Raw genomic sequence first — 13367 nt, forward strand, 5'->3', positions numbered from 1 at the left:
CAGTGGTGACGGCACTGGATGCCGAGCGATGCCGGGGCGCGTGCGTTGCGCGCACGTTGCACTGGCGACAAATCCTGAGGAATATGCCCGGATACTGCGGATTAGACGGCTTGCGTGACCCTCGAGTCGATCTCCGCCCTGCCCGTCACGGACTCTTCACCGAGGCGGACCAGGATCATAAAAAACGTCGAAGGAGTGAGCGGTTGAGTCTTTCCCCGAATCAGGCCATCGGTTTCGGCCCCTATCGGATCCACCCCGGCCAGCGGCTGGTGCTTGAAGGCGACCAGCCTTTGCGCCTGGGCCGTCGCGCCATGGACATTCTGCTGATCCTGCTGGCCAACGCCGGTGAGGTGGTGAGCAAGCAGCAGCTGATCGCCGGGGTCTGGCCGGACAGCGTGGTGGAAGACATCAATCTGCGGGTACACATGGCCGCTCTGCGCAAGGCCCTCGGCGACGGTCAGGCCGGGCAGCGCTACATCGTCACGGTGGCGCAGCGCGGTTACAGTTTCGTCGCGCCGGTCGTGCTGCAATCCATCGAACAACGCCCCGCCGCCGCCAACCTTGGCCGGCATAACCTGCCATTGCGGCGCACGCGGATGATCGGTCGCCAGTCGGTGGTCGACAGCCTGATGACACAACTGCCGCGCCAGCGCTGCATCACCCTGGTCGGCCCCGGCGGCATCGGCAAGACCACCGTTGCCCTGCGCGTCGCCGAGCAACTGATCGGCCGTTATCGCGACGGTATTCGGCTGCTGGATCTGGCACCGCTCAACGATCCCGGCTCAATCTTCTCGCACCTCGCCGCCCTGCTGGACCTTTCGCTGCATGCCAGTGAACCGATGGCTTGCCTGATCAACAGCCTGCGCGAGCGGCAGATGCTGCTGGTGATCGATAACTGCGAGCACTTGATCGACGCCGTGGCATTGCTGAGTGAAAGCATTCTGCGTGGCGCGCCGCAGGTGCATATTCTGGCCACCAGCCGCGAAAGCCTGCGCGCCGAGGGCGAGTACGTTCAGCGTCTGGAATCCCTCGATTGCCCGCCGCCGATTGCAGTACTCGACCGCGATCAGGCGATGGGATTTTCTGCGCTGCAACTGTTCGTCGAACGGGCAATGGCGGCCCACGAACACTTTGAGCCGGGTAACGCTGATCTGCCCTTGATCATCGACATCTGTCGACGGCTCGATGGCATCCCACTGGCGCTTGAACTGGCCGCCGCGCAGGTGGCGGGCCTCGGGCTGGACGGTTTGCTGAGTCAGCTTCAGGGGCGTTTGCCGGCAGGCAATCAGACGCGCCTCGGTCGGCACGAAACCCTGCGCGCTACGCTGGACTGGAGTTTCAATCTGCTCAACAGCTGCGAACAGACCGGCCTGCGCCGACTGGGTGTGTTTCGTGGCGCGTTCACGCTGGAATCGGCGGCGGCGGTTATCGTCGGTCAGCACATCGAGTCGAACGAAGTGTTTGCGTCGATCACGCAACTGGTCGCCAAGTCGCTGCTCAACGTCGAGGTCGGCGATGAAGAAGTGTTCTATCGCCTGCTCGACACCACCCGCCGCTATGCATTGGAAAAACTCGATCAGGCTGACGAACTCGGCGAAACCCGCGAGCGTCATGCCGAACGCAGCCTGGCGCTGATGCATCAGGCCCAGGCCGATTGGGAAAACACGGCGACCGAAGTCTGGATCGAGCGCTACGCCCGTGGCCTCGAAGACCTGCGGGCGGCGCTTGAGTGGACGCTGAACGATGAAGGCTCGCGCGCGCTCGGCGTTCGACTGACGGCGACGTCGGCGCCGTTGTGGCAGGAGTTGTCCCTGCTCAAGGAGTACGGCGTGCATGTGCGTCGGGCACTCGCATTGCTGGCGTCATCCGACGAGCCCTGCCCGCGACTGGAAATCGCCTTGAAACTGGCCTTGGGCAGCGCCTGTTACCACACCTGGGGTGGCACACCGGAAACCATCGAAGCCTTCGTCAGCGCTCGCCAATTGGCGCAACGGCACGACGACATGGCCGGCCAGTTGCGCGCAGTGTCGGGACACATGGCGGTCAACCTCAGTTGCGGGCATTACCAGATGGCGCTGGAGCAGAGCGAGCAATTCGAAAGCCTCGGTGTGCACGGCGATGCGCAGTTGTCCCTGAGTACCCATCGCTTGCGGGTACTCGCGCTGCATTACGCCGGCGATCAGCATCAGGCGCGAATCCACGCCGAACAGGTCATTCAGCGCATGGCCCACAGCGGCCACCTCAACCGTTTCACTCACGGTTTCGGCGTGCAATACGACCAGAGCGTCGCTTCGCTGACCGTCCTCGCCCGGGTGTTGTGGTTGCAAGGTTTTCCCGAGCAGGCCTGGCGCACGGCGCGGCAGGCGCTGGACATCGCGGTGCAGATCAACCACGGCACTTCGATCTGCTACACCCTGGCACTCGCCTCGTGCCTGATCGCCCATTACAACGGCGACGTACAGAACGCCCGCGCACTGCTGCAACTGTTGCTCGAACAGGCGCAGAAGCATTCGGTGCTGCTGTTCTACACGTGGGCGCGGCACTACGCGCAAGTAATCGACGCCGACAAGGCCCCCGCCATCCCGCCCGCCGACAGCGGTCTGGTCAGGGAAATCATGGTCACGCTGGATCCGGGTTTCGTTGATGATGCGTTGCTCGAACGAGCACAAAGTGGCGCAGCCGGCTGGAGCACGGCAGAGATCTTGCGGGCCCGGGCCGAGCGATTGCTGGCGGCTGATTCGCCCTGCCATCACACGGTCGAAAGCGCCTTGCAGCAATCGCTCGAGATTGCACGGACGCAAGGCGCGCTGGCCTGGGAACTGCGCAGCGCGACGTCGCTGGCGCAGTTGTGGCAGCGTCAGTCGCGCTACCGTGAGGCACTCGAATTGCTGACACCGATCTACCAGCGCTTCACCGAAGGCTATGCCACCCCGGATTTGCGCAAAGTGCGTTTACTGCTCGACGAACTGCGCGGTCAGTCGGCCGCTTGAAGCTGGCCGGGTGCGACCCAGGTAGCGCGCGTGCCGACGCTCGACATCACTCAGTTCGCCGCCCTGCTCCAGCTGTTCGCGGGCGTAGCGGCGCGTGGTGTTGAACATTCGATAGCGCAGCGTCCCGCTGGACCGATCTGTGGTCAGCAACGACTTGGCCGCCAGCTGCTCGACCACTGCCACCAGTGTCGAGGGTGGCAATTGCGCGCAACTGATCACGCCGATGGCGGCATCCAGGGTGAATGCCATCTTGAACACCGACAAGCGTTGCAGCACGCGTTGTTCCTGCTCGCTCAAGCGCTGATAGCTCCAGTCCAGCGCAGCCTTCATCGACTGGTGGCGTGGCACGGCGGTGCGGCGACCGTGACTCAGAACTTGCAGGCCTTGATCCAGTTGGGTCTGAAGGCCGACCAGCGCCAGCGCATCGATCTGCGCCGCCGCGAGTTCGATCGCCAATGGCAGACCGTCGAGCCGCCGACAGATATCGCGCACCGTTTCCAGATCCTGCTCACGCAGACTGAAGCCGTGTTGACGCGCACGGGCACGACTGACAAACAGCTGCACCGCCGAATAGCCCATGACCTCGGCGACACTGTTGAGGGCCGAGGCTTTGGGAAGGGTCAGGGGCGGCAGCGGCTGGAGGACTTCCAGACCGAGACGCAACGGTTCGCGGCTGGTGGCCAGGATCGACAGACGAGGCGCGGCGTCGAGCAGTTTTTGCAGCAGGTGCCGACAGGCTTCGTGCAGATGCTCGCAGTTGTCCAGCACCAACAAGGCGTGGCGCGCGGCCAGGGTGGGGAAGTCGATATCGAGGGTTTTCAGCAGGTGATCGAGGAGCGAAGTGTCTTCGTCGGTCTGCGACAGATCCACCTGCCACACGCCGTCACGAAAATGCTGCAGCAGCAGTTCCGCTGCACGCAATGCCACGGTGCTCTTACCGACACCGGCAGGTCCCGTCACCGTCAGGAGCCGGGTCAACGGCAGTTGCCGGACCAGACCACCGACCAGTGAATCACGACCGGTGACCGGCGTCAGCCGTGCGGGCAAGTTGTGTTGGGGTGCTTGCAGGCTTTCGAACACCACTTGGGCGACGCTGTCGCCCTGCACCGGTGCCACGAAGCTGTACCCGCATTGCGGCACATTGACGATGTAGCGCTGACCGTTTTCACCATCACCGAGAGCCCGGCGCAACGCGGCGATGTGCACTCGCAGGTTGATCTCCTCGACCACCGACGTCGGCCACACCAGCGAAATCAGTTGCTCTTTACTGACCACCCGTCCGGCGCGCTCGACCAGCACTTGCAGAATGTCCAGCGCACGACCGCCCATGCGCAATTGCCGATCCCCTTCGAGGATCAGCCGTTGGCGCAAATGGAACGCGTACGGCCCGAAACGCAGGACCGACGCCGAGTTCAATTCGTTGAGGCTGTTCATGTCCGTTATCTTCGCAGGCCTCGATGACGGTACAACCACCACGCGGGGTCCAGCACGGACATCCGGATGCCCGTAACGGACAGAACCGCTCTAGCTGAACTGTTCGCGATATTGCGTCGGGGTCAGCCCGAGCTTTTCGCCGAACAGAAAACGCATGTGCCGCACGCTGCCGAAACCGCTTTTGTAGGCCACGGTTTTCAATGGCAGATCGCTGGTCTCCAGCAGATTTCGCGCGCAATCGATGCGCGCACTTTGCAGGAATTCCATGGGTGTCATATTGACCTCGCGGGCGAATAACCGAGCGAAGTGTCGTGCACTCATGTTCGCAAGACTTGCCATGCGCTCGACGGTGAAGGCTTCCTCAAGATGCTCCAGCACATGGTTCTGCACCCGGGTGATCGGCGTTTCCTGGGGGGCCACCGCGGCCATCAGCGGACTGAACTGCGCTTGCCCGCCCTGACGTTTCATCACCACTAGCAGCACTTTGGCCACGTCCTGGGCAATCTTTTTGCCATGATCGCGGGCGACCACCGCCAACGCCATATCGATCCCGGCCGTGACGCCCCCGGAGGTGATCAGGTTGCGATCCTCAATAAAAATCTGGTCGGTCGCGACGTTTGCCTTCGGAAAGCCCTTGATCAGGCGTTCGGTGTAATTCCAGTGAGTGGTCACACGATAGCCGTCGAGCAAACCGGCGTGACCCAGCACGAAGGCGCCTGTACAGATTGAGCCATATTGCCCGGCGCGCGTCACCGCGCCCTGCAGCCAGTCGAGCAACGGCGGGTGTTTTTCGTTGTAGGCGCCAGGGCCACCCGGCACCAGCAGCAAGTCGTAGCGCTCATCGGCTTCGTCGATATGCCGATCGGTGTGCACGAGCACACCATTGGACGCACGCAACGGCCCGCGCTCGGTGCCCAGGGTGGTCAGGTGATAGTGGTCTTGCGGTTTCAGGTAGCGGTTGGCAACCGAAAAGACTTCCAGCGGCCCAGCCATGTCGAGCAGCAGAAAATCCGGAAACAGCACCATTGCCACGGTCTTCATGGGGGTATCACCAAAATCCATGTGGAATCATAAGTCTGCGCATTATGGCCAGATACGGTGGAAACGTTGGAAAAGAATGCGTGATCCAGTACTCACAACTGTCAACTCATACGGGACAGTATTTCAATTTTCATCTACTTATTGCATCGCGGGGTAACCAGTAACCTTCTCCTCACTCGGACGAATCAACGTCCTGAAAGGAGATTTCATCATGCTGACCCTTCGTAAAGCTTCCGACCGTGGTCTGGCCAATCATGGCTGGTTGAAGTCGTTCCACACCTTTTCCTTCGCCAGCTACCGTGACCCGCGTGAACAGGGTTTCTCCGACCTGCTGGTAATCAACGATGACCGCGTTGCCGCCGGCAAGGGCTTCGGCCAGCACCCGCACCGTGACATGGAGATTTTCTCCTATGTGCTCGAAGGTGCGCTGGAACACAAGGACACCCTCGGCACCGGTTCGGTAATCCGCCCCGGCGATGTGCAACTGATGAGCGCCGGCAGCGGCGTGGCCCACAGTGAGTTCAACCATTCGGCGACCAAGCCTGTGCACTTCCTGCAGATCTGGATCGTACCGGACGTCAGCGGCGCGAAACCGCGTTACCAGCAAGAGCACTTCAGCGAACAGAAAAAACGCGGTCGCCTGCAACTGATCATTTCGCCCGAAGGCAGCCACGGCTCGCTGAAAGTGCGCCAGGATGCACGGGTGTATGCCGGGCTGTTCGATGGCGAGGAAAGCGCCACCCTCAAGCTGCCTGCCAACCGCTATGCCTATGTGCACGTCGCTCGCGGTAGTGTTGAACTGAACGGCGTGCAGTTGAAGGAAGGCGACGGCGTGCGGGTTCGTGAAGAACAGGCACTGACCCTGAGCAATGGCCAGGATGCCGAAGTCCTGGTGTTTGACCTGCGCCCGCAGGAACTGCCGGAAATGCCATAAGCCCGTGGTTTTCATCGCTCGAAAAAAACGGCCTTCGTTGAAGGCCGTTTTTCATTCTGCTGGCAAGCTCATCAGCACTGCCGGCGCAGGGTTTCCAGCCTCTTTCACCGATTGAATCATGGCCAGGGTGGTCTGCATCGTGACGAGCACGTTTGCCTGATTGGCGTAGTAAGAACCCGCGAGTATGGCAACCATTCCGAGAAAATGTACGGCCGTTGCCGCCCAGTAATTCGCCTTGATCGTCGAGACCTGCCTGACGGCTTCGTCAATTCGCTCCAGAGACCTGTCAATGCGAGCCGAGACGATCGCGTAACGCTGGTCGCGCTCCAGATGAGCCTTTTCTTGTTCCAGTCTGACCTTTTCGTAGACTTTCTCTCGCTCGACCCGGGCGGTCTCCCGCTCCTGTCGGGCCGTCTCCAAGACCTTTTCATGCCCCAGCCGAGCCTTCAAGCGCTCCTGCCGCAGGTTTTCGAGATTCTTCTCGTGCGCCAGCTGGATTCTTTCCTGAGCCTGCTCCCGCTCAAGGCGCACTTTCTCCTGGGCCTCTTCCCGCTCAAGGCGCGACTTTTCCTGAGACTTCTCCCACTCCCGCCGTGCTGCCTCCTGCTCTCGTTTCTGCTCCAGGCGCGCCGCGTCTTGGGACCGCTCACGCTCCACCCGAGCCGCCTCCTGAGATCGCTCCCACTCGAACCGTGCCTCCTCCATAGAGCGTTTTTGCTCCAGCCGGCCCTGCTCCTGACTTTTTTCGAGCTCCAACCGTGCCTGATCCCGCTCAGCCTGTTGGGTCAGAAAGCCATCGATCTTGGCGGACATGGACTCGATCCGTGCATCGATTCTAGTCTCGATGACTTCGATCCTGGCGCTGAATTCGTCTCGCGTTATGTAGTTCATACACTCACTACTATCCGTTTGCCCGGCCATGTCGCTTGCTTGAAATTGGCTGAATTCCCTTGCAATCAATTCCGCACCTCTGACGTTTATCAATACTTCCCTGGATTGATCACCGCGGAGCGTTGCACCTGCTCACTCCGGGTGTGAGAAACGATAGGGCCCGGCCAAAAAACTCACAAGCCAGCGGATTCTGGCGCTGTTGTAGGCAAGATCGTCAGCTGATGTAGCCGTCCTACACGGCATCAAGGACTACTCATTCTCCAGCGCAAACGCTTCGACAATCTGCTCGATCACCGCCCTGACCCGCGCGGTATGGCGCAGATCCGCGTGGGTCACCAGCCACACTTCATAAGGCAACGGCCGCGTACGCTCCGGCCACAGCCTGACCAGACCGTCGCGCTCGCCCATGTAGACCGGGATTTCTCCTACACCCAGCCCGGCGGCAATCGAGCGGCGTACCAGCAGGCTGGAGCTCAGACCGGCGACGATCCGCCCGCGAGTCACGGGTTCAGTCACCAGGGTCAGGTCCTTGTTGCCTTGCAGATACGGCTGGTACACCACCAGATCATGGCCCTCGAACGTACTGCCCGGCGTCGGCACGCCATGGCTGTCGACGTAGGCCTGCGAGGCAAACAGCCCCACCGGCCAACGCGCGATGCGCCGGGCGATCAGGTCCGGATTGTCCGGGCGGGTGTTGCGCACGGCGATGTCCGCTTCACGCTTGGCCAGGCTGAGGATCTGCGTGGAGGCGTCCAGTTGCACGCGCACGTCCGGATGCCGTTCGTGCAACTGCGCAATGGCCGGGATCAGGAAATCGATGGCCAGCGAATCGGTGGTGCTGACCCGCACACTGCCGGTCAGGCGATCGTCCAGGCCTTGGATACGCCGTTCCAGCTCCAGCGCCGAATGCTCCATTTTTTCTACCGACTTGAGCGCCGCTTCGCCGACGGCCGTCAGTGCATAGCCCTCGGAGGTGCGCAGAAACAAGGTCGCGCCCAGCGACTTTTCCAGCGCCGTGATGCGTCGCCCTACTGTCGCCTGATCCACGCCCAGCACGCGCGCGGCACCGCGCAATGTCGACTCGCGACAGACCGCAAGAAACACCCGTGCATCATCCCAGTTCATATCGTTCTCCATTGATGCATAAACGCATCACTATCACGCAAACTCGCTGCATTAACGCAGCAACGATAGCCGATATGCTGGGCGCCATAAACCTTTCAAAGGATTGCCGTCATGCACACTTCAACTGCTTCGCCCGAACGTCCGGACACAAGTGTCTGGCTGGCGATCTTCGCCGGACTTTGCGCCAGCCTGGTCAGCATCGGTCTGGCGCGTTTCGCCTACACGCCGCTGATCCCTTCGCTGATTCAGGCGCAATGGTTTTCCGCCCATGATGTGGTCTATCTGGGTGCGGCCAACCTGGTCGGTTACCTGATCGGCGCCCTCCTTGGCCGACCGCTGGCACGCCGGCTCACCCAGAGAAATGCCTTGCGACTGATGATGCTGGCGGTGACCGTGGCGTTCTTTGCCTGTGCGTATCCCGTGTCGGTGAGCTGGTATTTCGGCTGGCGCCTGCTGTCCGGGATCGCGGGCGGCGCGATCATGGTGCTGGTGGCCGCGACCGTGCTGCCCCATGTACCGGCCGCGCGCAAGGGCCTGGCCAGCGGCGCGATTTTCCTCGGCATCGGTCTGGGCATCGCCGGATCGGGCACGATTGTTCCGCTGCTGTTGAGCCTTGGCCTGCAAGCGACGTGGCGGGGATTGGGCGTTTTGTCGCTGGCACTGACGGCATTGAGCTGGTTCGGCTGGCCCTCGGAGCAGCCCCATGCAATCACCACCACCGCTGAAGTGGAACCGGTCGCTCCGACACCGCCTGCTGTTTATCTGTTGTTTGCCCAGTACGCATTCATGGCCGCCGGGCTGGTACCGGCCATGGTCTTCCTGGTGGATTACGTCGCCCGGGGTCTGGGCGCCGGGTCGCACGTCGGCGCTCTGATCTGGGTCATGTACGGTCTGGGCGCCATCGTCGGCCCGGTGAGTTATGGCTTCCTCGCCGATCATCTTGGCGCGCGCACCGGCATTCGTCTGGTGTTGGTGGTGCAGGCGATCACCCTGGGTTTGCTGGCGGTTTCGCATTCGTTCCTGGCGTTGGCGCTGCTGGCGGTGGTCCTTGGTTCATTTCCGCCGGGTATTGTGCCGCTGGCATTGGCCCGGGTGCATGAGCTGGTGCCGGATCATCATCGCCAACAGGTGGCGTGGAGCCGGGCCACGGTGTCGTTCGCCACGTTTCAGGCGCTGGCGGGCTTCGCCTATTCGGCGCTGTTCAACGCCACGGGCGGACAACATGCGCTGCTCTTCGTGATTGCCGGCGGTGCCATCGTGATCGCGCTGATACTTGAGCACGCCATGAAACTGCTGCCCTCCTCCGTAGAACAACGCTGCTGCGCCGAATGACGGGAATCATTGCGCCCTGACTGTGCTCCCATCTACTGATCACTTTTTCAAGAGGAATCGAAAATGACGTTGCCCAATGAAATGACCCGAATCGAAATCACCGAACCGGGCGGGCCCGAGGTTCTGCAATCCCGGCGCGTCCCGCTGCCGGTCGCCGCAGAAGGCGAAATACTGATCCGCGTGCATGCCGCCGGCATCAATCGCCCCGACGCCCTGCAACGTGCCGGCAAATACCCGATGAAGCCCGGCATGAACCCGATTCCTGGCCTTGAAGTAGCCGGCGAAGTCGTGGCGATTGGCAACGGCGTCAGCACATTCGCGGTCGGTGACCGGGTCTGCGCGCTGACCAATGGCGGAGGTTACGCCGAATACTGCACGGTCCCGGCCGGCCAGGCCCTGCCGATTCCCGATGGGCTGGACTGGATTCAGGCAGCTGCAATTCCGGAAACCTTTTTCACGGTGTGGGCCAATCTGTTCGGCCTCGGCGGCGCCAGCCGTGGCCAGCGCGCCTTGATCCACGGCGGCACCAGCGGCATCGGCACCACCGCGTTGATGCTGTGCCGCGAGTTTGGCATCGAGGCCTTTGCCACCGCCGGAAGCGCCGATAAATGCGCAGCGATCCACAATCTGGGCGGCGAAGCGATCAACTACCGGGAACAGGATTTCGCCGCTGTCATCGCTGAAAAAACCGCCGGCCAGGGCGTCAATGTGATCCTCGACATCATGGGCGGCTCGTACCTCAACGGGAACATCAGCGCCTTGGGGATGGATGGGCGGTTGGTGATGCTCGGTTTCCTCGGTGGCGCGCGGGCCAATGACATCGATCTGCTGGCGATCCTCGGCAAACGTGCGGTGGTCACCGGTTCCCTGCTTCGCGCACGTACCTCGGCGGAAAAGGCCGCCATCGCCGATCAATTGCGCGAACACGTCTGGCCGGCGCTGGCCGCCGGGCGCTGCCTGCCGATGATCGACAAGGTCTATCCGCTCACCGACGCAGCCAAGGCCCATGCCCACATGGAAGCGGGCGACCACATCGGCAAGATCGTGCTGAAGATCGACTGAGTCGTTGCAGCATTTTGTAATCGTTGCAGGCGTGCGGTGGTCGAAAATGTCACGCGCGGGTCAAGGCATCTGGTAAAAAGCGTTCTTTGCCCGCGCTCTGGTGAAACGTTTAATGTTCTTTGCCTTCATGACCCGACTTCGACGCCGCCGTCTGGCGTTCGCCTGCATGGCCGCCCTGATCATCGGCGTGCCGGCTAGTTGTGCCGTGCTGGAACACACCGAACGCAAGCTGTTGTTCCGCATCGAACCGGGCACCGCCGGCTGGTATCACGGATTGCCCGGCAGCGTGCAGGAACTCGATCTGCAACCGAAGAGCTTCAAGGCCGGGCAAAACATTCACGCCTGGTGGTGGCCGGCGGAGCGCGCCAATGCTCCGGCCATCCTTTATCTGCATGGCGTGCGCTGGAACCTCACCGGGCAACTGTTTCGTATCGAACAATTGCGCGCGGCAGGTTATTCGGTATTGGCCATCGACTATCGCGGTTTCGGCCAGAGCCGTGGCGATCTGCCGTCGGAAAGCACGGTGTACGAAGATGCCCGGGTAGCCTGGGAACGCTTCCAGCTGTTGCAACCCGATCCGAACAAACGCCTGATCTACGGGCATTCATTGGGTGGCGCGGTCGCCATCGATCTGGCTGCCGAACTCGGCCGCGATGCCGCCAGAAATCACACCCCACTGCCGGTGCGCGGGCTGGTCATCGAATCCACATTCACCTCATTGGCAGATGTTGCGGCTGCCGTGGCCAACACCTCTCTTCCGGTGCGTTGGTTGCTGTCGCAGAAATTCGACTCCATCGACAAGATCGCCGAGATCCACATGCCCTTGCTGGTGGTGCACGGCTTGGCCGACGCCTTCGTGCCGTCGCGCTTCAGCGAGCAACTGTTCGCCGCCGCCCGGCAACCGAAACGCCTGCTGCTGGTGCCCGGCGCAACGCACAACAACAGCATGGCGCTGGGCGGACAGAACTATCGCAAGGCGATCGATGCGCTGATGCAAACCCGACCTGCCGCCCGAGTGGCGGGCGCTGCGGTACAGAAGAACCCGCGCGATTCCTGACGCCTCTTCCCCGCAGACCATCGGTCACCCCGAAAGGAAACTCTTGCAGCATCGGTTGGCAATCCGGCGTTCTAACGCTTTGCTGGATAGAGTCAATCCATGACGCTGCTTCGGCACACCCGGCCGCGCTGCGTTCCACTGCCTATTCGGGAGCACCCCCATGAAAATCAACCCGTACCTGATCTTCAACGGCGACTGCCGCGAAGCCTTCACGTTTTACGAGCAATGCCTGCAAGGCAAGCTCGAAGCGATGATGACCTTCGGCGAAACGCCAGCCGCCGAACATGTCCCCAAAGAGCACCACAACCTGATCATCCACACCTGCCTGAAAGTCGGGGATCAGATGCTCATGGCTTCGGACACCACACCCGACCGCCCCACCCAAGGCATGAGCGGTTGCTCGATTTCCCTGAATGTCGACAGCATCGCCGAGGCCGAACGGGTGTTTAATGCCCTGGCCAAGGATGGTCGCGTCGACATGCCGCTGGAAGCCACCTTCTGGGCCGCGCGTTTCGGCATGCTGGTGGATCGTTTTGGCGTGTCGTGGATGGTCAATTGCGAAAGTGACAAGTGACGCTGTCATTGCACCGGACATGAACAAGCCCGACCTATTCAGGTCGGGCTTTTGCGTTCAACGCTGTGCAAGCTCATGCCGAACGCACTGTTCGTAGTACGTCTGCTTGACGGCCGCCGGCTTCAGCCGCGACGCGCTGTCGTAGGTCTGCTCAGTGATGCCCATGGCGGTCATGCGCATCCACGGTTGCTGGAACTTGCGCGCCTGCAGGCGCTTGCGCGCGCCATACAGGGAAATCCCTGACAGCTTCGACTGTTGCGCACCGGCGGCGATGTCCGAACCCCAGGTACACGCAAAACGATGGCTCTTGCTCAGTTCCCTGGCCTGGGCCTCCACCGCGAGCAGAGCGAGGGAAAGCGTTGCTACAGTGATGACAATCGTCCGCATATAGCCCACCTAACCTTTTGAAAAAAGGCGAGTTTGCCGGGACTTGAAACATTCGGGGGCCAGCAATTTGCCGCCTTTTTTCAGCCAATCTCGGCCGAAGGATGGCCATAAAGATGCGCAGCTCCACCGCCACCCGTCTCCCACCTCTCCCGCCCGTCAGCCGCCCGGCACTTTGCTTCGCCTCTGATTTTCCAAGATACATCCACCCGACGCGGAAGCCCGACGATGAACAGAACCATTGCAGCCTTCATGCTTGGAAGTCTTTTATCCGCCACCGCACCGCTGGCGATGGCGGGAAGCAGCGTCCCCCCTACCGGCATTCCCGGAGTCAATCAGGGAGGCACCGAATCCAAAGAAGACAAGGCCGACAAAAAGGGTGAAGAAGCCTCGGGGTCGAACTCCGGTGCAGAGTCCCACGAGACAGAGAAGGATGCGCAAACTTCCAGTGGCTCAAAGGATGGGATGGAAGAAAAGAAACCCTGAACCACTTAGCCAGTTTTCGCAGGCATAAAAAAGCCGATCTCTCCGATCGGCTTTTGT

At 61.5% G+C, this 13367-nt stretch carries 12 protein-coding genes; 7 read left to right on the forward strand and 5 right to left on the reverse strand.

Annotated features, from left to right (window positions below):
- Positions 1 to 203 precede the first annotated feature (203 nt).
- Positions 204 to 2990 carry an ATP-binding protein gene (locus L6D82_RS18505; RefSeq protein WP_236190880.1) on the forward strand — a complete coding sequence of 929 codons (2787 nt, stop codon included), beginning with the start codon at positions 204 to 206 and terminating at the stop codon, positions 2988 to 2990.
- Here L6D82_RS18505 and L6D82_RS18510 read toward each other — a convergent pair.
- Both L6D82_RS18510 and L6D82_RS18515 read right to left on the reverse strand, forming a co-directional pair.
- Positions 2952 to 4424: an ATP-binding protein gene (locus L6D82_RS18510; RefSeq protein ID WP_236190882.1), complete on the reverse strand. Its 1473-nt coding sequence runs from the start codon at positions 4422 to 4424 to the stop codon at positions 2952 to 2954. The genes L6D82_RS18505 and L6D82_RS18510 overlap by 39 nt on opposite strands.
- Positions 4425 to 4514: 90 nt before the next feature.
- Positions 4515 to 5465 carry a GlxA family transcriptional regulator gene (locus L6D82_RS18515; RefSeq protein ID WP_236190884.1) on the reverse strand — a complete coding sequence of 317 codons (951 nt, stop codon included), beginning with the start codon at positions 5463 to 5465 and terminating at the stop codon, positions 4515 to 4517.
- Positions 5466 to 5676: 211 nt separating this feature from the next.
- On the opposite strand from L6D82_RS18515, the gene L6D82_RS18520 reads away from it, so the two are divergent.
- A complete protein-coding gene (locus L6D82_RS18520) occupies positions 5677 to 6399 on the forward strand; it encodes a pirin family protein (RefSeq protein ID WP_085689135.1) in 723 nt (240 codons plus the stop codon).
- Positions 6400 to 6450: 51 nt separating this feature from the next.
- Here L6D82_RS18520 and L6D82_RS18525 read toward each other — a convergent pair whose 3' ends face one another.
- Together L6D82_RS18525 and L6D82_RS18530 are read right to left on the reverse strand one after the other, a co-directional pair.
- The gene (locus L6D82_RS18525; RefSeq protein WP_139832929.1) at positions 6451 to 7212 is read right to left on the reverse strand and encodes a hypothetical protein; all 762 of its coding nucleotides are present in this window, start codon (positions 7210 to 7212) and stop codon (positions 6451 to 6453) included.
- Between the two features lie 327 nt (positions 7213 to 7539).
- A complete protein-coding gene (locus L6D82_RS18530) occupies positions 7540 to 8415 on the reverse strand; it encodes a LysR family transcriptional regulator (RefSeq protein ID WP_102688406.1) in 876 nt (291 codons plus the stop codon).
- A gap of 111 nt (positions 8416 to 8526) precedes the next feature.
- Between L6D82_RS18530 and L6D82_RS18535 the strand changes: the two genes are divergently transcribed.
- The 4 genes from L6D82_RS18535 (at position 8527) to L6D82_RS18550 (ending at position 12440) form a co-directional block, all read left to right on the forward strand.
- Positions 8527 to 9747 carry a YbfB/YjiJ family MFS transporter gene (locus L6D82_RS18535; RefSeq protein WP_236190892.1) on the forward strand — a complete coding sequence of 407 codons (1221 nt, stop codon included), beginning with the start codon at positions 8527 to 8529 and terminating at the stop codon, positions 9745 to 9747.
- A 63-nt stretch (positions 9748 to 9810) separates the two neighbouring features.
- Positions 9811 to 10809: an NAD(P)H-quinone oxidoreductase gene (locus L6D82_RS18540; RefSeq protein ID WP_236190894.1), complete on the forward strand. Its 999-nt coding sequence runs from the start codon at positions 9811 to 9813 to the stop codon at positions 10807 to 10809.
- A 112-nt stretch (positions 10810 to 10921) separates the two neighbouring features.
- Complete coding sequence (locus tag L6D82_RS18545; RefSeq protein WP_236190896.1) at positions 10922 to 11866, forward strand: alpha/beta hydrolase; 945 nt, start codon at positions 10922 to 10924, stop codon at positions 11864 to 11866.
- A 160-nt stretch (positions 11867 to 12026) separates the two neighbouring features.
- Complete coding sequence (locus tag L6D82_RS18550; RefSeq protein ID WP_085747784.1) at positions 12027 to 12440, forward strand: VOC family protein; 414 nt, start codon at positions 12027 to 12029, stop codon at positions 12438 to 12440.
- 57 nt (positions 12441 to 12497) lie between these two features.
- Here L6D82_RS18550 and L6D82_RS18555 read toward each other — a convergent pair whose 3' ends face one another.
- Entirely contained in the window at positions 12498 to 12827 is a 330-nt protein-coding gene (locus L6D82_RS18555; RefSeq protein ID WP_085747785.1) for a hypothetical protein, read from the reverse strand.
- Positions 12828 to 13052: 225 nt separating this feature from the next.
- Here L6D82_RS18555 and L6D82_RS18560 point away from each other — a divergent pair, with 225 nt between their 5' ends.
- Entirely contained in the window at positions 13053 to 13310 is a 258-nt protein-coding gene (locus tag L6D82_RS18560) for a hypothetical protein (protein ID WP_236190898.1), read from the forward strand.
- The last annotated feature ends 57 nt before the right edge of the window (positions 13311 to 13367 follow it).

The sequence above is a fragment of the Pseudomonas paraglycinae genome (assembly GCF_021601625.1).
GTDB lineage: Bacteria > Pseudomonadota > Gammaproteobacteria > Pseudomonadales > Pseudomonadaceae > Aquipseudomonas > Aquipseudomonas paraglycinae.